Origin of the sequence: Scandinavium sp. M-37, assembly GCF_043558715.1 — a bacterium.
Classification (GTDB): domain Bacteria; phylum Pseudomonadota; class Gammaproteobacteria; order Enterobacterales; family Enterobacteriaceae; genus Scandinavium; species Scandinavium vulneris_A.
The window spans coordinates 12,549-31,652 of record NZ_JBIGIN010000047.1 but is presented as its reverse complement, the minus strand read 5'-3'; the positions used below and the strand labels follow the sequence as shown (position 1 = coordinate 31,652).

The 19,104-nt window shown below is 53.9% G+C and carries 15 protein-coding genes; 11 read left to right on the top strand and 4 right to left on the bottom strand.

Features of this window, described 5'->3' with window-relative positions; translation table 11 throughout:
- Positions 1-110: 110 nt before the first annotated feature.
- Positions 111-2,144, bottom strand: a complete 2,034-nt coding sequence (gene metG / locus ACG0Z5_RS22050; RefSeq protein ID WP_394451208.1) for a methionine--tRNA ligase — start codon at positions 2,142-2,144, stop codon at positions 111-113.
- Positions 2,145-2,308: 164 nt separating this feature from the next.
- Here metG and apbC point away from each other — a divergent pair, with 164 nt between their 5' ends.
- Positions 2,309-3,418: an iron-sulfur cluster carrier protein ApbC gene (gene apbC / locus ACG0Z5_RS22045; RefSeq protein WP_319628954.1), complete on the top strand. Its 1,110-nt coding sequence runs from the start codon at positions 2,309-2,311 to the stop codon at positions 3,416-3,418.
- Positions 3,419-3,460: 42 nt separating this feature from the next.
- On the opposite strand, the gene ACG0Z5_RS22040 is transcribed toward apbC, so the two are convergent.
- The 3 genes from ACG0Z5_RS22040 to ACG0Z5_RS22030 all read right to left on the bottom strand — a co-directional run bounded on the left by ACG0Z5_RS22040 (position 3,461) and on the right by ACG0Z5_RS22030 (position 4,870).
- Positions 3,461-3,910 carry a hypothetical protein gene (locus tag ACG0Z5_RS22040; RefSeq protein ID WP_319628955.1) on the bottom strand — a complete coding sequence of 150 codons (450 nt, stop codon included), beginning with the start codon at positions 3,908-3,910 and terminating at the stop codon, positions 3,461-3,463.
- Positions 3,911-4,045: 135 nt separating this feature from the next.
- Positions 4,046-4,474, bottom strand: coding sequence for a GNAT family N-acetyltransferase (locus ACG0Z5_RS22035; protein ID WP_394451205.1), 429 nt, complete (start codon positions 4,472-4,474; stop codon positions 4,046-4,048).
- A 66-nt stretch (positions 4,475-4,540) separates the two neighbouring features.
- Positions 4,541-4,870 carry an RcnB family protein gene (locus ACG0Z5_RS22030; RefSeq protein WP_394451203.1) on the bottom strand — a complete coding sequence of 110 codons (330 nt, stop codon included), beginning with the start codon at positions 4,868-4,870 and terminating at the stop codon, positions 4,541-4,543.
- A 222-nt stretch (positions 4,871-5,092) separates the two neighbouring features.
- On the opposite strand from ACG0Z5_RS22030, the gene ACG0Z5_RS22025 reads away from it, so the two are divergent.
- From ACG0Z5_RS22025 to ACG0Z5_RS21980, 10 genes are all read left to right on the top strand, one after another.
- On the top strand, positions 5,093-6,004 hold the full coding sequence (locus tag ACG0Z5_RS22025; RefSeq protein WP_394451201.1) for a LysR family transcriptional regulator: 912 nt from the start codon (positions 5,093-5,095) through the stop codon (positions 6,002-6,004).
- 671 nt (positions 6,005-6,675) lie between these two features.
- Positions 6,676-7,641 (top strand): GGDEF domain-containing protein, encoded by a 966-nt coding sequence (locus ACG0Z5_RS22020; RefSeq protein ID WP_394451199.1) that lies wholly within the window; start codon positions 6,676-6,678, stop codon positions 7,639-7,641.
- Between the two features lie 58 nt (positions 7,642-7,699).
- Positions 7,700-10,180: an EAL domain-containing protein gene (locus ACG0Z5_RS22015; RefSeq protein WP_394451197.1), complete on the top strand. Its 2,481-nt coding sequence runs from the start codon at positions 7,700-7,702 to the stop codon at positions 10,178-10,180.
- A gap of 27 nt (positions 10,181-10,207) precedes the next feature.
- The gene (locus ACG0Z5_RS22010) at positions 10,208-12,805 is read left to right on the top strand and encodes an EAL domain-containing protein (RefSeq protein WP_394451195.1); all 2,598 of its coding nucleotides are present in this window, start codon (positions 10,208-10,210) and stop codon (positions 12,803-12,805) included.
- A gap of 820 nt (positions 12,806-13,625) precedes the next feature.
- Complete coding sequence (locus tag ACG0Z5_RS22005) at positions 13,626-13,886, top strand: hypothetical protein (protein ID WP_394451193.1); 261 nt, start codon at positions 13,626-13,628, stop codon at positions 13,884-13,886.
- A gap of 123 nt (positions 13,887-14,009) precedes the next feature.
- Complete coding sequence (locus ACG0Z5_RS22000; protein ID WP_394451191.1) at positions 14,010-14,654, top strand: YjbF family lipoprotein; 645 nt, start codon at positions 14,010-14,012, stop codon at positions 14,652-14,654.
- Positions 14,651-15,397 carry a capsule biosynthesis GfcC family protein gene (locus tag ACG0Z5_RS21995; protein ID WP_394451189.1) on the top strand — a complete coding sequence of 249 codons (747 nt, stop codon included), beginning with the start codon at positions 14,651-14,653 and terminating at the stop codon, positions 15,395-15,397. The genes ACG0Z5_RS22000 and ACG0Z5_RS21995 overlap by 4 nt, the downstream gene beginning before the upstream one ends.
- Positions 15,394-17,490, top strand: a complete 2,097-nt coding sequence (locus ACG0Z5_RS21990) for a YjbH domain-containing protein (protein WP_394451212.1) — start codon at positions 15,394-15,396, stop codon at positions 17,488-17,490. Before ACG0Z5_RS21995 ends, ACG0Z5_RS21990 begins: the two co-directional genes overlap by 4 nt.
- A gap of 35 nt (positions 17,491-17,525) precedes the next feature.
- Positions 17,526-18,665, top strand: coding sequence for a polysaccharide export protein (locus ACG0Z5_RS21985; RefSeq protein WP_394451187.1), 1,140 nt, complete (start codon positions 17,526-17,528; stop codon positions 18,663-18,665).
- Positions 18,653-19,096, top strand: a complete 444-nt coding sequence (locus ACG0Z5_RS21980) for a protein tyrosine phosphatase (RefSeq protein WP_394451185.1) — start codon at positions 18,653-18,655, stop codon at positions 19,094-19,096. The genes ACG0Z5_RS21985 and ACG0Z5_RS21980 overlap by 13 nt, the downstream gene beginning before the upstream one ends.
- Positions 19,097-19,104 lie beyond the last annotated feature (8 nt).

The window sequence follows — 19,104 nt, the reverse complement described above, 5'->3', positions numbered from 1 at the left end:
GAGAGCGAAGTTACCCTCGGGAATTGAAAGTAAAAGCCCAGAAATATCCGACAAGAAAAAATGCTGATCACCTTAAGTGACCAGCATTAGGAAATTTCCCGGCCTTTTTTTTATTTCACCTGCTGACCAGGCTGCGCGCCGCTGTCAGGGCTTAACAGGAAGATATCTTTCCCGCCAGGGCCTGCGGCCATCACCATGCCTTCAGAAAGTCCGAAGCGCATTTTACGCGGCGCAAGGTTAGCCACCATCACCGTCAGACGACCAATCAGTGCCTGAGGATCAGGATAGGCGGAACGGATGCCGGAGAAGACGTTACGTTTCTCGCCGCCGATATCCAGCGTCAGGCGCAGCAGCTTGTCAGAACCCTCAACAAACTCCGCATTTTCAATCAGCGCGATGCGCATATCGACTTTGGCGAAATCGTCGAAGGTGATGGTGTCCTGAATCGGGTCATCTGCCAGCGGGCCGGTGACCGGTGCGCTCAGGGCTTTCACTTCTTCTTTAGACGCTTCAACCAAGGCTTCAACCTGTTTCATGTCGATGCGGTTATACAGCGCCTTGAAGGTATTCACCTTGTGACCGAGCAGCGGCTGTTCAATGCTGTTCCAGCTCAGTTCGGTATTCAGGAACGCTTCGGTACGTTCTGCCAGCATCGGCAGCACCGGTTTCAGGTAGGTCATCAGCACGCGGAACAGGTTGATCCCCATGGAGCAGATCGACTGCAGTTCAGCGTCCTGGCCTTCCTGTTTCGCCACTACCCACGGCGCTTTCTCGTCAACATAGCGGTTGGCCAGGTCTGCCAGCGCCATGATTTCACGCACGGCTTTACCGAATTCACGGCTTTCCCACGCTTCGCCAATGGTCTGTGCAGCATCAGTGAAGGTTTTGTACAGCGCCGGATCGGCCAGTTCTGGGGCCAGTACGCCGTCGAAACGCTTGGCGATGAAGCCTGCGTTACGTGAGGCCAGGTTAACCACTTTGTTAACGATGTCTGCATTCACGCGCTGAACGAAATCTTCCAGGTTCAGATCGATATCGTCGATGCGTGAAGAGAGCTTCGCGGTGTAGTAGTAACGCAGGCTGTCGGCATCAAAATGGTTCAGCCAGGTGCTGGCTTTGATGAAGGTGCCGCGAGACTTGGACATCTTCGCGCCGTTCACCGTTACGTAGCCGTGCACGAACAGGTTGGTCGGTTTGCGGAAACCGCTGCCCTCGAGCATGGCAGGCCAGAACAGGCTGTGGAAGTAGACAATATCTTTCCCGATGAAGTGATACAGCTCGGCGTCAGAATCTTTCTTCCAGTATTCGTCGAAGCTGAGGGTATCGCCGCGTTTGTCGCACAGGTTCTTGAAGGAACCCATATAGCCAATCGGCGCATCCAGCCAGACGTAGAAATATTTACCCGGCGCCCCTGGGATTTCGAAACCGAAATACGGCGCATCGCGGGAGATATCCCACTGTTGCAGGCCGTGTTCAAACCACTCCTGCATTTTGTTCGCGACCTGCTCCTGCAGCGCACCGCTGCGGGTCCACGCCTGCAGCATTTCGCTGAAGGATGGCAGGTCGAAGAAGAAGTGCTCAGACTCACGCATTACCGGCGTGGCACCGGAGACCACGGATTTCGGATCGATAAGCTCGGTTGGGCTGTAGGTTGCGCCACACACTTCGCAGTTATCGCCGTACTGATCCGGAGATTTGCATTTCGGGCAGGTGCCTTTCACAAAACGGTCCGGCAGGAACATGCCTTTTTCCGGATCGTAGAGCTGAGAGATGGTGCGGTTTTTGATAAAACCGTTTTCTTTTAGGCGACCGTAGATAAGCTCTGACAGTTCACGGTTCTCGTCGCTGTGCGTCGAGTGGTAGTTGTCATAGCTGATGTTAAAGCCCGCAAAGTCGGTCTGATGCTCCTGACTCATTTCGGCAATCATCTGCTCCGGGGTGATACCGAGCTGCTGGGCTTTCAGCATGATCGGCGTGCCGTGCGCATCATCGGCGCAGATGAAATTGACCTGGTGGCCGCGCATTCGCTGGTAACGGACCCAGACATCAGCCTGGATATGCTCCAGCATATGACCGAGGTGGATGGAGCCGTTGGCGTACGGGAGTGCGCACGTTACCAGAATTTTTTTCGCGACTTGAGTCATAGTGAACATTACTTCCTGCATGTGAAGGGGGTGTCGATATTACCAAAACGCTAATTGTTACGCCATGCGAGAAGGGGGGTTAATCCTTATCAGAAGAATTATTACCTCCACACCGCACTCGCAGTTACAATTAGCACTTCCAGAACAACGAAAAAGGAGTCGGGATGAGTTCACAATCCCAGGCCAAATCCCCGGAACGTCTGCGCGCAATGGTTGCGGGCACGCTGGCCAATTTTCAGCACCCAACCCTGAAGCACAACCTTACCGCTCTCAAAGCCCTGCATCACGTGGCGTGGCTCGACGACACCGTGCACGTCGAGATCCAGATGCCGTTTGCCTGGCATAGCGCGTTCGAAGAGCTAAAAGAGCAATGCAGTGCCGATCTGCTGCGCATCACCGGCGCGAAAGCGGTCGACTGGAAGCTGTCGCATGCGATTGCCACCCTCAAACGCGTGAAAAACCAGCCGGGCATTAACGGGGTGAAAAACATCATTGCCGTGAGTTCGGGCAAAGGCGGGGTGGGCAAATCATCCACTGCGGTAAACCTGGCGCTGGCACTGGTGGCGGAAGGCGCAAAGGTCGGTATCCTCGATGCGGATATCTACGGTCCGTCCGTGCCGATGATGCTCGGTGCCGAGGGTGAGCGCCCAACGTCACCGGATGGCACCCATATGGCACCGATCCTCAAGTACGGTCTGGCCACCAACTCGATTGGTTATCTGGTCACCGACGATAACGCGATGGTCTGGCGTGGCCCAATGGCCAGCAAAGCGCTAATGCAGATGCTGCAGGAAACCCTGTGGCCCGATCTTGATTATCTGGTGCTGGATATGCCGCCGGGAACCGGTGACATTCAGCTCACGCTGGCGCAGAACATTCCTGTGACCGGCGCGCTGGTGGTGACTACGCCGCAGGACATCGCACTCACCGATGCGAAGAAAGGCATTGTCATGTTCGAGAAAGTCGAGGTGCCGGTGCTCGGCATTGTCGAAAACATGAGCATGCACATCTGCAGCCAGTGCGGTCACCACGAGCCCATTTTCGGCACCGGTGGCGCAGAGCGTCTGGCACAGCAGTATCACACCCAACTGCTTGGGCAGATGCCGCTGCACATCAACCTGCGCGAAGATCTCGACCGGGGTACGCCAACGGTCGTGGCGCGTCCCGACAGCGAATTCACCACGCTCTACCGCCAGTTGGCGGGGCGTGTTGCCGCGCAGCTTTACTGGCAGGGCGAAGTCATTCCTGGTGATATCGCCTTCCGCGCCGTGTAAGACGTTGCCAGCCGTTCCCGAAGCCACCGCCAGGTGGCTTTTTTATGCGATAGGCTGCAAGCCCTGCGGGGTGTTCAGCCAACGCGGGGCCAGCATGGTATCGGTCATAAAACAGGTCAGTTCATAGAGCAGACCCTGCAATGTTTCCTCCACGCTCAGGCTCAGCGGATTACCCGAGAGCAGATGGCTCAGCGCCAGACAATACTCACACAGCAGCTCCGTTTCGGTATCCATCACCGGCTCGGTACTGGGCATCTCGTTGACGGTGAACTGGGCGATGAGATTGTCGGGGATCGGGTCGAGCAGCGTGGGTTGAAGCTGGGTCAGGCACTCGTGCAGGCGCTGATACAGCTCATGCTGGGTCTGCATATGCTCAGCTTCCAATGCGCTGGCGGCAAGATTTTCGCAGTGCTCTGCCACCTCGGTAAAATCGGTTTCAGGCTCGACGTTGACGAAGAGTAAAGGGTGAGTCCAGACGGCGGTCGCTTCCATGATGATGTCTCCAGAGTTAAACAATGACTGGTTATTTATACAGTGCATTGTAATCCCTGAGAGGAGGCTGACAAGGACTATTCCCGGAAGGAGCCTCTCAAAATCGAATGAAAAAATGTAACGCGGGGCAAGGGGTCATCTGTTTATACGGAAATGCAGTAACCAGTAGTCGCCATCCGGGGAGGCCCCGCGCGCTTCGGTATGCCAGCCATGCTGATGATAAAAATGCAACGCGGTCGCGTTTTGGATAAGACATTTCAGCGCGCCGGTGCTGGTAAAGGTGCTTTGCACCTGTTTGAGCAACGCAGTACCCACGCCGTGGCCTTGCCAGTCAGGATCGACAAACAGATTATGCAGAAAGTTATCGCTTTCCCAGACCGAGGCGAAACCCACGCGATGACCGTCAATTTCCGCAACCCACACTTGCTCATTAAGCGTCGCGGCATCGAAGTCTTCGAGCTGCCAGTCGCTGCTGTCGGCCCACGGCCAGCTGATTTTACGGGCTCGCAGGTACAGGGTACGCAGAAAGGGACGGTCAGAGGGGAGTCCTGGGCGGATGATCATAATGCCTCCAGACAGTGGCAGAAAACACCGTGAGCGCCAGAGAAACGCTCACAGTTCTCATCGGTATTAACGATGGTAGAAAATTTCGCCGTCGTAAATTTTGCTAATTTTGCCGTCGGCATCGCCAATTAATACGTAGTTCCCGCCCATATAGGTCCAGTGGGTACCTGCATCCGGCGCAGGCAGATTACGCAGCTGCCATTTTTTGATGTTGTATTCTTCAGTGAGATACATCGCCGGGACAGTATCCCCAACGGTGAAATGGGTGAAATCAGCAATGAATTCTTTCAACTCATATTTCTGAATCCCGGAAGTCGCCACCGTTGCAGGTGCAGCGGATACCGCACCTGCTGTCGCCAGCAGTACGCCCAGAAGCATCATTTTTGTTTTACGCATACCTTCTCCACACATCCTTTGACTCGATAGCCTGGACATAAATTTACCGCCCCGTATCATTCACGAAGCACGTACCTGCTGGCAAGCACTTTACGGGCTAAAAAGTGTAAGCAAACCTCGAAAGAATACCGCTAAAGCCTGCGTCTGGCGCCGCTGTCAGGCTTTTTGAGACGATTCCGGTTTTCGCGTTGACCCGGTGAAAGTGAACGTCAGGAGAGAGAAATGCTCAGACTGGAAGATCTGACCTTGTTTGTCCGCGCAGCAGCGCAGGGCAGTTTCAGCGAAGCCGCACGTGAAGCGGGCATTCCGCCCGCTCAAGTGAGTGCGGCGATTAAACGGCTGGAAACGCAGCTCAACATCCGGCTTTTTGCCCGCTCGACCCGCAGCCTGCGCTTAACCCCGGAGGGCGAAATCTGGCTGCCGTTTGCCACCCAGATGCTCGACACCCTTCAGGCGGGTTTGCAGAAGATTCAGGCCCCGGAAGATGAAGTCCGTGGCACATTACAGATTGCGGTGCCGTCTGACCTCGGACGCAACCTGCTGCTGTCGGTGTTCCAGGACTTTCGCCGTCGCCATCCGGCGCTGCGGTTGCGCATATTGTTTTCCGATAGCCGTACTGATGTATTTAAAGATCCGGTGGATGTCGCGTTTCGCTACGGCACCAACGACGATGCGTCGTTTATTTCGCTGCCGGTGGCGGCGGAAAACCGGCGGGTGCTGGTCGCCTCGCCCGACTGGATAGCGCGACACGGTGAACCGCAAACCCCGCAGGAGTTACAGTCGCAAAACGCCTTAACCTATGTGCTACGCGGTCGGCTCTTCGATCGCTGGACACTCTTTCATGCCGGAGAACGTCATGAAATCCCGGTGGCCGGTAGCATTATGAGCGATGATGCAGAGGTCATTCGTCGGCTGGCGATTGCCGGAGAGGGGATTGCCAATAAATCCTGGCTCGACGTCAGCGAAGATATCGCCGAGGGACGATTGAGGATGATTCTGCCGCAGTATCAGGGCGACAGCGTGCCCCTGAATATGATTTGCCCGCACCGCAAGCAGCTCTCGGTAGCGGTACGCTTACTGTATGAAGCGGTGAGAGAAAAGTGCACCACTATTCTGCAGCAGCTGCCTAAATGAACCCTTCGTGCTGGCGCGCTTTATCGGCCAGCACCGACCCGTTATTTTCTATTTATAGTTAAAAATATGTTCGCCTTCTATTTCTACCCGTGAGCCAATATTTATTTTTGGAAGTCTTTAGGTTTGTGGCAATCGGGGATATTGGTTATCCTCTTGTTGCCAGACTGTCTATATCAGGCGGCCATCCCTTATTAAGCCAACGATAAATGCATAAATTGACGATTCATCCTTCGGAAATACTGAAGGAGGAAAATACGCTATTTAATACCGTCACGCTCATCGCGACGACGCTAGCGTTGTATCTTGCGGGTAGCGCGTTACAGCAACAGGGACACCTGGCGCTGTTCTGGCCAATGAATGCGGTGCTGGTTGGGATATTTATCCGAAATCCTTTTTTAAATCGCACCTGTAATTATTTGATTTGCCTGCTGGCTTTATTGCTCTGGAGTGTTTGCTTCGCAACGCTCACAACCGGAACAGTCTTGTCTCTTTTTTCTAATTTTGGTTTTGTGGCGCTATTAACGCATTTGATTTTGCGTGAGAAACGGAACGGTGCGGAATATTTAAAAATAAATGTCCTGCGACTTTTTGTTTATTGTCTGCTGTGCGCCGCCATATTTTCTGCCCCTGGAGCCTATGGCTTTTCCCTGGACAGCGCCCAGCCGTTTTGGATGTTGTACCCGATTTGGCTGAGTGAGTCCTTTTCAACCAGCGTGCTGATCCTGCCCTTCGCCTTGACCTGTACAGGGGCGATTTTGCCCAAGCAGTTCGGTCTGCGTCAGATGATGCCCTTGGGTCTGTTGCTGGTGTCGATGAGCCTGTCGGCAATCAGTGGGGGCATTGGCTGTTTGTCGATGATCTTGCCCGCGCTGGTGTGGTGCGCGCTGAGCTATTCGCTGTCTGCAACCTGTCTGTTGACGATGTTAACCGGTACTGCGGAAGTGCTGATGGTAGATGCACACTGGGCGCATAACGGTCTGGCCGGGCACCTGACGCAGATTTTTTCCGCCCGAATGGGCATTGCCTCGATTGCCGTCAGCCCGGTGATTGTGGCGGTCAGCGTGCTGGCGATCAACAACCTGGTCAAACAGCTTTCCGCCCGCGCCAATTACGATTATCTGACCCAGGTCTATTCGCGTTTTGGCTTGTACGAACAGCTTAAAGCCCATGCGAAAAAGCCAAACACTACGCCGTTGAACGTGCTGCTGCTGGATATCGACCACTTCAAACATATCAACGACACCCACGGCCATGACTGTGGCGATATCGTTCTGGCGGAATTTGCCCGCCGGGTGACGCAAATTGTGGGCGAGCAGGGCCTGGTGGCGCGCATGGGCGGTGAGGAATTTGCCGTCGTTATGCCGGATGCCTGTGGCGGGAATGGTTATCGTCTGGCCGAAGAAATTCGCGCCGAAATTGAACACATGCAGGTGGAATGGCATGGCGACACGCTGTCGCTCACCGTCAGCATCGGGCTAAGTCACGGTCAGGCCGCGCGCCGACAGTTGGTGGATGTCTTTGACAGGCTGCTGTCGGAAGCCGACCGCTATCTGTATCAGTCGAAAAAGTCAGGGCGTAATCGCACCTGCGCTTCGCCATCTGTGATGGACAAACAGTCGGTGCCGTCTGCCTCTTGAGGCCACGCCACCCGTTAATTTACCCCGACCTCTTTAGAGTTTATTCAGATACCTGGTTATGGAAAAGTCTTCCCTGAAAGCTTACCCCTTCACGTTGCTGAAAAGCGTCATGCTTATTGTGCTGGTCGCGCTGCTGCTCATGATCCTGCTTGCGTCTGGCCTGCTGAACTATCAGTCCCGCCATGCGGGCAACCAGTTGAATCAGCAGCTGTTAAACAGCCAGAGTGCGATGGCGCAGCACCAACTGGAAGACTTTCTGGATAACCCGCATCAGCTCAGCCACCTGATGCAGCAGTATCTGGAGGGCGGGCAAGCTGGGATCAACGCCGACACAATCCGGCCTGAGCTGGTGAATCTCGGCTCCCGTGCTTTCAAAGACGTTCCGGCGCTGCAACGTTTCTCCTGGGCTGATGCGGACGGCACCTTGGTTTCTGTGACCCGCAACAGCGACACCGGTCGTGTTTATTTGCAACAAACCGCAGCCGAGGATCTGACGCAGTTGGTAAGCTACAGCGGCCTCAGCGAACAAACCAATATTGTTCATACCCGTAGCAATTTTGACGTTCGCCGCCAGCCGTGGTTTACCATGGCTCAGCAACAGCGTAACCCGTGGTGGACCACCGAGCCCAGCGCTCAAGGGGTTATTGCGGTCTATCATCTGCCGATTTACACCCAACAGGGCGAGTTTGCCGGGGTCATTTCCAGCGCTATTTTACCCGGGAAAATGAACGGCTATCTGGCACAGCTTTTACCCGGCAAAGATTACGCCCTTGTCATTGTGGACAACCGTCACCAGGTGGTCGCGCATTCCGATAACGCACCGGAAACCGGAAAATTGCCCGCTTCGCTTATCCGCCATGAAGAGGATAGCCGCGAAGGAAAAGTCAGGGTTTTCAGCGTCGAAGATAAACATTATCTGTCCACGGCCTTTGATGTTCAGGACCGGGAATATTTACTCAAATGGCACGCGGTACTGATAGTTCCGCGCCAGAGCACATTCGCCACCACCCACCAGCTACATCTGATGATATCGCTTAGCTGCGTTATTGTGTTTTTACTGCTGATGGCGGTGCTCAGTCTGGTCATTCTGCGTTTTACCGGTTCGCTGAAAGAGACGGTCGGCAAGGTCAAACAAATTGGGTTCACGCCATGGATAAAAGAGTCGAAAAAGCGTCTGTTCCCGGAGATGGCCACCCTCAATGAAGAGCTCTTACGGGTATCCGATCTCAGCCCATCGTTCGCCGCCCGCACCCATCTGGAAGAGGATGCCGAAACCGGGTTCCTGACGCTGGGCGGCATGAAGCAGCTCCCCGCCCTGTACGATAACCGCAATCTGCTGGCGATGCTCAAGGTCAGCAATTTTGACGCGGTCAAAAATGCGCTCGGTAGCGTGCTGGCCAAAGAATTCATTCAGTATTTTGCCGAACGCCTGCGCGCCATTCTGCCGGAAGGCGCACTCTGCTGTCGCGATCGCGAGGACACCTTCATTATTGCCTTTGCGGGCAACTTTGAAAGCAAAGACGTGGCGTGGTATCGCTCAATTATTTCCTCGGTGTTTCGCATGAATTCCAGTGAAATCGCCGGTGAATCGCATATCTTCACCGGACATGCGGGAATGATTATCGCGCCGCTGACCAAAGAGAGTTTCAACGAATGCCTGCGCAACGTCAGCCTGGCGGTGCAGCATGCGCAGAGTCAGCACAACGGCGATTGCGTGTTGTTTACCCCGGAGATGCGTGAGGAAGAGGTGAACAACCTGCGCCTGCATCAGGCCTTGCGCGATGACCTACAGGCCGAAGGTTTCCATCTGGTACTACAGCCGATTGTGCCTTATGACGATCCGGCGCAGTGCAAAGAAGGCGAGTGCCTGATCCGCTGGCAGTCCAACGTCCTCGGTTTCGTGCCGCCGGACCGCTTTATCGCCCTCGCCGAACATACCGGGATGATCGTCCCACTGGGGAAATGGATCATTGATACCGCCTGCCGCGAGCTGGCGACATTTATTGCCCGCGGTGCGCCGACCGATTTTAAACTGCACGTCAATATTTCGGCGGTACAGCTGCAACAATCTGATTTCGCGCGTCACTTGCTGGAATGTATTCATCGTTATGAACTGGCCAACAGCAACATTTGCATTGAAATCACCGAGAGCGTGCTGCTGCATGACACGCATCGAATTGTCGAGGTTCTCGCGTATTTACGTCGGCTGGGAATTTCAGTGGCGATTGATGATTTTGGCTCGGGCTATTCCAGTCTCTCTTACCTGCACTCGCTGCCGTTCGATTGTCTGAAAATCGATCGGGGATTTGTCCGTAACGTGCTGGAGGATAAGAAAAGTGAAGCCGTTATCGCCTCCGTGCTGATGCTGTCCCAAAGCTTTAACGTGCCGCTGGTGGCAGAAGGTGTGGAAACGGCAGAAATGGCCGCCAAACTGCGTGAAATGGGATGCGACCTGGCACAGGGATATTACTACTCACGACCAAAGCCCTTTGCCGATTTTGTCGCGGTCGATGGCCAGTTTGTTGTGCGACCAGAATAACCCGCAGACCGGAAATCGAGGTGCGCTATGCAAATCCTTAAACAACAATTTTCCGTCAAGGCATATCCCCTGTCGCTGACGAAAACCATCTTGCTGACGCTGACGGCAACGTTTTTCGTGGTGCTGGTCACCATGTACACGTTTTTGCATTTTGAGGGATATGCGTTTCTCGACACCATCAGCGAGACTATCCTGAATGCGAAAAAGCAGACCCTCGAGCGCTCGATCAACAATTACATTAATGTCCCGCAGCAGTCGAATGCAATTGTGGTTAACGCCATCGGCCGTGAAGATGTGAACACTCTCGCGGTACGTGACTTATCGGGCTTGCTCATCAATAACATCAGTAACGTATTCTCCGAACGCGACTATCTCGACATGGTCGAATTTGGCAGCATTAACGGTGACATCATTGGGGTTTCTCATGACCGTTTACAGGAAAATTATCTGGTATTGAAGGATGCCGGAACCGAAAACAAACTCATGTTCTTCAGCGATTTCAGTCAGGACACCCGGGTTGAAAAAGTGATTGCCCACTTTGATACGCCGTCACGCGAATGGTACAAATCCGTCAATAAGGATCGCCGTTCGCACTGGAGCCGACCGTTCCGCGATTACGATGACTCGCTCACGGCGGGCATTGCCTGGAGCTCACCGGCCTTCGATCGCAACGGCCAGTTCGCGGGCGTGGTGGCCAGCGAGCTGCATTTCTCCGAGCTTAACAACAATCTGCAGCAGTTTAAGCCGTTCCCTGAAAGCATCCTGCTGATTGTGAATGAGAAAAATGAACTGGTGGCCTCATCCGACCCGGCGTTGACCAAAAAAATGTTTACCGCCGGTCGTCATAGCCTGAATTTGCAAACCCTGGCGCAAACCGGTGTGCCAGAGATTGTCGAAGCCAGCAAAGCGCTGGAGAAACAAGACACCCCCGGCATGCTGTCGATTCGCGTGCATGACAAACCCTTCTATGTCGACACCTTTGCGGTACAGGATCAGGAGTCTCAGCTGAACTGGAAAGGCGTGGTTATTAGCCCAGCGACCGCGATTACTCACGATATTCTTCGTTATGGGCTGATGGTGATGCTGGTGCTGTTTACCGCCTGCGGCCTTGGGTTTCTTGCGGTGGGATTGGTCCTTTCCCGTGCGACGCGACCGTTGCAGGAGATTGCGCGTAAAGCCGACGAACTGGTGACTCACCGCTGGACGCCGTCGCCGGGTAAACGCCACTTCCCCGAAATCGCCTCGCTGGAAACCACGTTTATGGCGCTGTCACATAAGCTCGCTGAAAGCTTTGAACTGCAACGTAAAAAGATTGAAGAAGATGAGATAACCGGGCTGTGGACCCGTGCAGGTCTGGAACATAATCCGGCGCTGTATAAGCGGCGCAATATGGTTGGGCTTATCCACATCAGCAATATGTACAACATTGTCAATGCGCTGGGCACCGAGTTTGGTGACATCTTTATCAATGAGTTCGTCTCGCGGCTGCGTGATCTACTGCCGAGTGAGACACTGATTGCCCGCGACACAACGGACAAGCTGTTGGTTATCTTCCCAGGTATGAACCAGCAAAAAGAGTATTTACGCTACCGCGACGTACTGGCATCCCTGTTCAGGGGGGAGGCCAATGAACATCAGACCGCCGAGATAAAGTACGTCTATACCGGTAATGTCGGCATGATGCTTGAGACCCTGAGCGAAGAGAACTTCTCGACCGTTCGCCGTGGGGCAGGGATGGCGTTGCAGCAGGCCGAGGCGCTTGGCAACGGGGTGGTGACGCTCTTCACACAGGAGATGTACGAACAGGAGTTGTTCAACATCAAGCTTCATGCCCATCTGAACGATGCTATCCATCAGCAGGAGTTTCATCTGGTGCTGCAGCCGATTATCGATCAGTCCGATGAAGCCCATTGCCGTGAGGGTGAGTGCCTGCTGCGCTGGCATTCTGAAGCACTGGGCGACATTCCTCCGGCACGTTTCATCCCGCTGGCCGAGGAAAGTGGCCTGATTGTACCGCTGGGTAAATGGGTTATTGAAGAGGCCTGTCGCGAGCTGGCGGCGATGATTGCCCGCGGTGCGCCGCACGATTTTCTGCTGCACATCAACGTCTCGGCTATCCAGTTGTTACAGCAGGACTTTGCCTGGCATCTGATGGATACCGTGCGTACCAGTGGCCTGACCAATAGCAATATCTGTATTGAAATCACCGAAAGCGTGCTGATGCAGGACATGGAGCGCATCGGCAAAATGTTGGGCTACCTGCGTCGGCATGGGATCGCTATCTCGTTGGATGACTTTGGTTCCGGCTTCTCCAGCCTGTCCTATCTGCACGCGTTACCGTTCGACAGCATTAAGATTGACCGCAATTTTGTGATGGGCGTGATGGGCGATGAAAAAGCGCAATCGGTGATCAATTCGCTGATCGTGCTGGCCAGCGGTTTTAACGTACCGCTGATCGCCGAAGGCATCGAAGATGAGGCCGTGAAGCTGAAACTTAAATCTCTCGGCTGCGATAAAGCGCAGGGCTATTACTTCCGCCGCCCATCGGAGTTCTCCACCTTCCACTGCGAAGCGGGGGAGTTCTACTATCAGCCAACCGCTGAACAAGAAGAACCGTCGGTCTGATGTTATAGCGAAGCGGGGAGCTACCGCCCCGCATTTCACCCATAATTCCCCTTCTGTTATCAGTATCCTGTTTGGCATGGATACTGATGTCTCGCGCTCAGCGTCTGTTATTCCTTAAATAGCGCTCAATAATATCCCTATTTCAATAAATTGCTCGTTGACGATTCGTTTAATAAACCCGTTAACAACGTTCACTTTCTCATGCTTATTCTGCTATGACGTGGTTGCGTTAGAATGGTTTTCTGGGGTCGCTTGTCTTTTGCCTTTGGGTCATAACGTGATGGTTTTAATCTTTAATTTATGCATCGAAATCATTAATTTTTCCTTTAAGCATATAAAACAATAGGTTGTGTTGTTCTGTTTTGGGTTTTAATCCATGGGATTAGTTTGCGGAGTGAGATTGAACCCCTGAATTGGTCATATTTATGAAAGCTTTTTAATGTATTAACTTTTTGTGTGTGGTTCTTGTCTTAACCGTCTCGGTGACCGTGAATAATTGTGTTTTACCCGCGACGGAATTATCCTAATTCTACTTTCTGTTTTGTTCGGTGCGTTATTTATAGCCAGTAATAACCTGCAGATATTTATATGCGAGGTTAGGGTTATATGTACGACCATGTATTTCATTAATCAGTATCAATTTTAAACTGTCAGCCATTATTTCGGTGGCACTTTTTGTGCGTACTCGTTTCCAGAGACACCTCGTTGACATGGAGGATTTTCCGTTCCTTTTGGAACGGAATTCTGGCCGGGCGGAAGCCTGGTTTAACGGCCCGGATAGCCGGGCATCTTAAGTCCATTCATTGAATGAGGAACATAAATGAAAAAGAAGATGAGTGCGGTTCTGACTGCGCTGACCTTTGTCACCCTTGCACCGGTAGCCGTTGCCGCTCCCGTTGCTACTGCGGGTAGCTCTGCGGTGACTGCCGGAACGACCGGGGGGATCGCTGCTGGGGCGGTGGGTACCGCAACTGTCGTGGGCGTAACTGCGGCTGTGGGTTTAGCGACCCTCGCGGTAGTCGCTGCATCCGACAATAGTGATGGTTCTAAAAACACCACCACCACGACGGCGACCCGCTAAGGGTTGTCAGGCGCTCAGGCCCCGTGCCGGAACGCCATGCTGCTTTACCCGGTGGCGCAGTCAGCCCCGGGTATTTTTCGGTTCAGGCCATTTCACATTGGAAACCGTTACTGAGGATTTTGGGTGCGACCTTTCATTTTGTTGTTCACAGGCTTACTGCTTCAGGGATGTTCCGCCAGCCAGCAAAGTGTGGTGGAGACTTTCCGTATCGCTGCTGCTGGCGATAGGGATATCACCCTGTCAGACGAGAAGATTCAGTCGCTACCTTACTCATCAATGTATCTGCGTCTGAACGAAGGCCAGCAGATCTTCGTGGTGCTGGGTTATATCGAGCAGGGGCAGAGCAAATGGCTTACGCAGGACCACGCAATGATAGTCACCCGCAACGGGCGCGTGCTCAAAACTATCGGTCTGCACAGTAACTTGCTGGACGTCTCCAACGTACAACTGGATCCACTGAGTCGCCCATTAAATCTTGAGAATGGCATGAGCTGGCGGCGTGAAATCCGCTGGAGTGAAGACGACCGCTTACGTTCTGCCACCCTGACGTCGCAATTTATTTCCGCCGGAGAGGCCACGCTTAACATCGCCGGAAATCGTATCCATAGCCATATCTGGCACGAAAACGTGCGTTCAGAATGGCCCGCCCTCACATGGCAAAACACCTTCTGGGTGGACGTGGCAACCGGACAGGTTCGCCGCAGTCAGCAGATGATGGGTGCAGGTGTGATGCCTGCAGAAATGACAATTTTGAAACCCGTACTATGAATAAGATTTTATTTTTACTGCTGAGCATGACGCTAGGTTTGTTGAGCAGTCGCGTCTGGAGCCACAGTCAGGTGACGGTTTATCTGCCGAATAGGGATGAAACCGTCCAGATTAATGATGCGGGCTCTTTGGCTCAGCTGGTGACCCATCCCGTATTGATGAATAACGTCTGGTGGCCGACGGCGGTGATTGCGACCAGACCGGCCACCGAGCAAGCTCTGCGCGATCGCCAGCGGGTGCGACAGAACCTCAGCGCCTGGGAGCATAAAACCGATGGCGAGCTGGCGGCGACCCTCCGGCATATCAATCAGCAACTGCAAAATCTCCAGGTGACAGGACGACAGTTTGTCAGTCTCGATCCGGATGTCGTGAGAACACAAGCAACGGCAAACCGGCGTCTCGCCGGGGAGTACCGGCTGTATTCCTCCTCACGCCCGGACAGCGTCACGCTGCTCGGGGCTGTCAGCCGCAGTGGCAACGTTGTCTGGCGGCCAGGAACATCGGTTGCGGAATACCTGCGTGATAACAACCGATTAGCCGGGGCCGATCTCAATCATGTGGTGATTATCTCTCCTGACGGACGTACCGAGCTTGCGCCAGTGGCGTACTGGAACAGACGCCATGTTGAGGCTGAGCCGGGGAGTATTCTGTGGGTCGGTTTTGCCGATCAAATTTTGCCCTCGGCGTTTCGTGAACTTAATCAACAGATTGTTTCGCTGCTAGCGCGTCGGGTGCCTGAATAATGAAAAAAAGTTATCTGGCGAGCTGCCTGGCATTGGCCTTATCGGGCACTGTACAGGCGGAAATATTAACCTATCCGCATCCGGTAGGGCCGTCACAGTCTGACTTTGGTGGCACGGGGTTGATGCAGATGCCGAATGCACGCCTGGCCCGCGAAGGTGAATTCAGCGTCAACTATCGTGACAACGAACAGTACCGCTTTTGGTCAACCTCCATCGCATTGTTCCCGTGGCTGGAAGGCACCGTGCGCTATACCGATGTCCGCACCCGGAAATACAGCGCCAGTACAGATTTTAGTGGCGCTCAGAGCTACAAAGACAAATCTTTCGATTTCAAAGCGCGTCTTTGGGAAGAGGGCTTCTGGCTGCCGCAGGTGGCCTTTGGAAAACGCGATATTGCGGGAACTGGCCTGTTTGACGGAGAGTATTTGGTCGCCAGCAAAATGGTCGGCGCCTTTGATTTGACGCTGGGTATGGCCTGGGGCTACTCCGGCAATAGTGGCAATGTCAGCAACCCTTTCTGCCGGGCGAGTCATAAATATTGTACCCGAGCCGAACTCAACGATGCCGGTGATATCAGCTTCAGCGATATGTTCCGGGGCCCGGCCGCACTTTTCGCAGGCGTCGAGTTTCAAACTCCGTGGCAGCCGCTACGCCTGAAGCTGGAGTACGACGGAAATGACTACCGTGATGATTTTGCGGGAAAAATCAACCAGGCCAGTCACGTTAACGTGGGGGCAATTTATCGCCTGACCGACTGGGCTGATATCAATCTCAGCTACGAGCGCGGGAACACGCTGATGTTTGGCTTCACGTTGCGAACCAACGTAAACGATTTGCGCCCGGCGCTGCGTGACAGCGAAAAACCGGCTTATCAACCGCAGCCAGCATCTGAAGGGATTCACTACACCGCCGCAGCCAATCAGCTCATAGACCTGAAATACGACGCAGGTTTTGACGCACCGGAAATCCTGCTGCATGGAAACAATCTTTACATGAGCGGGGAACAATACCGTTATCGCGACGCGCGTGAGGCCATCGATCGTGCCAATCGTATTTTGGTCAATCACCTGCCAGCGGGTGTCGAGACGATAACGATTACCCAGATCCGGGACCGAATGCCGCAGGTGACGACGCAAACTGATGTGGTCAGCCTGCGTCAGCAACTTGCGGGGCAACCACTGGGGCAGGAGAAGACCCTACAGCACAAGCGTGTAGAGCCAGTAGACACGCGACGATTTGGCCGCGGTTATCGTATTAACGCCGATGATTTCAGCTATTCACTCTCACCGTCGCTGGCACAATCCTTTGGCGGACCTGAGGATTTTTACCTGTTTCAGGTGGGGCTGCTCGGCAGTGCCAAATATTGGTTAAGCGACAATCTGCTGCTTGATGGGGGCGTGTTTACCAACCTGTACAACAACTACGACAAGTTTAACTCATCGCTGCTCCCAACCGATTCTACGTTGCCTCGGGTACGGACCCATATCCGCGACTACGTCGCGAACGACGTTTACGTCAACAATCTGCAGGCCAACTATTTCCGCAGTCTGGGCAACGGTTTCTACGGTCAGTTGTACGGCGGGTATCTGGAAACTATGTATGGCGGCGTGGGTGCGGAGGTGCTGTACCGGCCACTGGACGCCAGTTGGGCGCTGGGTCTGGACGCAAACTACGTCAAACAGCGCGACTGGAACAACATGATGCGCTTTACCGACTACTCTGCGCCGACCGGTTTTCTGACGGCTTACTGGAATCCACCGCAGGTGAATTCGGTGCTGATGAAGGTCAGCGTGGGGCAATACCTGGCAAAAGACAAAGGCGTGACCATCGATGTAGCGAAACGCTTTGACAGCGGCGTGACGGTAGGCCTGTGGGCGGCCATGTCTAACGTATCGAAAGAAGACTACGGCGAAGGGGGGTTCAGCAAAGGCTTTTACATCTCCGTTCCTCTGGACCTGATGACCATCACGCCAAACCGTAATCGGGCCGTCGTTTCCTGGACACCGCTGACCCGGGATGGTGGCCAAACGCTGGGCCGGAAATATCAGCTATATGGCATGACTTCAGAACGCGAAATGCCTCTGGGGCAATAACCCTGAACTCTTTGATTAATTGACGATTCTACCTAATGAAAAAGCGTAACTTTAAATATTCAATACTGGGACTGGTTATGGTGACCCTCAGCGGTTGCACCGTGGTGCCGGGGCAGGGGCTTAGTACCCGTGGAAAAGACGTTATTGCGCTGCCGGACAGCCAATATGACATCAATAAAATGATTAACGTTTGGCCGTTGACGCCGGGACTGATTGATCAACTCCGACCGGGAAATATCGCCTCTCGGGCCAATCCCCAACTGGACGAACAACTGCAGAAGTATGAGTACCGTATCGGCGTCGGCGACGTGCTGATGGTCACCGTGTGGGATCATCCTGAGTTGACCACCCCGGCAGGTCAGTATCGTAGCGCCAGCGATACGGGTAACTGGGTAAACGCCGATGGCACTATCTTCTATCCCTACGTCGGTCATCTGAAGGTGGCCGGGAAAACGCTGACCGAAGTTCGTCAGTCAATCACCGCCCGTCTGGACAACGTTATTGAGAGCCCGCAGGTGGATGTCAGTATCGCCGCATTTCGCTCGCAGAAGGCGTATGTAACCGGTGAAGTGGCGAAGTCCGGTCAGCAGGCAATAACAAACATCCCTTTAACCGTGATGGATGCTATCAACGCTGCGGGTGGCCTGACCTCGGATGCCGATTGGCGCAACGTGGTGCTGACGCATAAAGGCAAGGATACCCGCCTGTCTCTGTATGCCCTGATGCAACGTGGTGATTTGACCCAGAACAAAATGCTGTATCCGGGGGATATCCTGTTCGTGCCGCGAAACGATGACCTGAAGGTCTTTGTGATGGGTGAAGTCGGCAAACAGAGCACCCTGAGAATGGATCGTAGCGGCATGACCCTTGCAGAGGCACTGGGCAACGCCGAAGGGGTGAAGCAAGAAATGTCAGATGCCACCGGCATTTTCGTCATCCGTTCACTTAAGGGCAAACAAAACGGCAAGATAGCTAACATCTATCAGTTGAACGCCCAGGATGCTTCCGCGATGGTGCTCGGCACCGAGTTCCAGCTAGAGCCTTATGACATCGTCTATGTGACGACTGCGCCGCTGGTGCGTTGGAACCGGGTTATCTCTCAGCTGGTACCTACTATCTCCGGCGTTCATGACCTCACCGAAACCGCGCGGTTCATCAAAACATGGCCAAATTAAAATTTAACGCCGTGCTGGTTATTTGCACGGGCAACATTTGCCGCTCGCCGACTGGCGAGCGTCTGCTTCGCCGTCTGTTACCGGCGCTGAAAGTAGACTCGGCCGGGACGTACGGTTTGGTTGGCAAAACGGCAGATGTCACCGCCTCACAGGTCGCCGCCGGTTACGGGCTATCGCTGGAGGGGCATGTGGCCCGCAAGCTGACGCCTGCTCTCGCCAGGGAATACGATCTGATTCTGGTGATGGAGCCTGTACATATTGAGCAGGTAACGGCTATTGCCCCGCAAGCCCGGGGTAAAACGATGCTTTTTGGTCAGTGGACGGAGGCAAAAGAGATCCCCGACCCGTACCGTAAAAGTACAGAGGCGTTTGAACATGTTTACGGCCTGCTTGAGCGGGCCAGCCAAGAATGGGCGAAAAGGCTCAGCTAACCACACGG

Coding starts and splice junctions, on each gene's coding strand:
- ACG0Z5_RS21995 (WP_394451189.1), top strand. CDS start 14,651: ATGAATAAGATTTTATTTTTACTGCTGAGCATGACGCTAGGTTTGTTG.
- ACG0Z5_RS21985 (WP_394451187.1), top strand. CDS start 17,526: ATGAAAAAGCGTAACTTTAAATATTCAATACTGGGACTGGTTATGGTG.
- ACG0Z5_RS21980 (WP_394451185.1), top strand. CDS start 18,653: ATGGCCAAATTAAAATTTAACGCCGTGCTGGTTATTTGCACGGGCAAC.
- ACG0Z5_RS22010 (WP_394451195.1), top strand. CDS start 10,208: ATGCAAATCCTTAAACAACAATTTTCCGTCAAGGCATATCCCCTGTCG.
- ACG0Z5_RS22015 (WP_394451197.1), top strand. CDS start 7,700: ATGGAAAAGTCTTCCCTGAAAGCTTACCCCTTCACGTTGCTGAAAAGC.
- ACG0Z5_RS22030 (WP_394451203.1), bottom strand. CDS start 4,870: ATGCGTAAAACAAAAATGATGCTTCTGGGCGTACTGCTGGCGACAGCA.
- ACG0Z5_RS22020 (WP_394451199.1), top strand. CDS start 6,676: ATGTTGTACCCGATTTGGCTGAGTGAGTCCTTTTCAACCAGCGTGCTG.
- ACG0Z5_RS22040 (WP_319628955.1), bottom strand. CDS start 3,910: ATGGAAGCGACCGCCGTCTGGACTCACCCTTTACTCTTCGTCAACGTC.
- ACG0Z5_RS22025 (WP_394451201.1), top strand. CDS start 5,093: ATGCTCAGACTGGAAGATCTGACCTTGTTTGTCCGCGCAGCAGCGCAG.
- apbC (WP_319628954.1), top strand. CDS start 2,309: ATGAGTTCACAATCCCAGGCCAAATCCCCGGAACGTCTGCGCGCAATG.
- ACG0Z5_RS22035 (WP_394451205.1), bottom strand. CDS start 4,474: ATGATCATCCGCCCAGGACTCCCCTCTGACCGTCCCTTTCTGCGTACC.
- metG (WP_394451208.1), bottom strand. CDS start 2,144: ATGACTCAAGTCGCGAAAAAAATTCTGGTAACGTGCGCACTCCCGTAC.
- ACG0Z5_RS22005 (WP_394451193.1), top strand. CDS start 13,626: ATGAAAAAGAAGATGAGTGCGGTTCTGACTGCGCTGACCTTTGTCACC.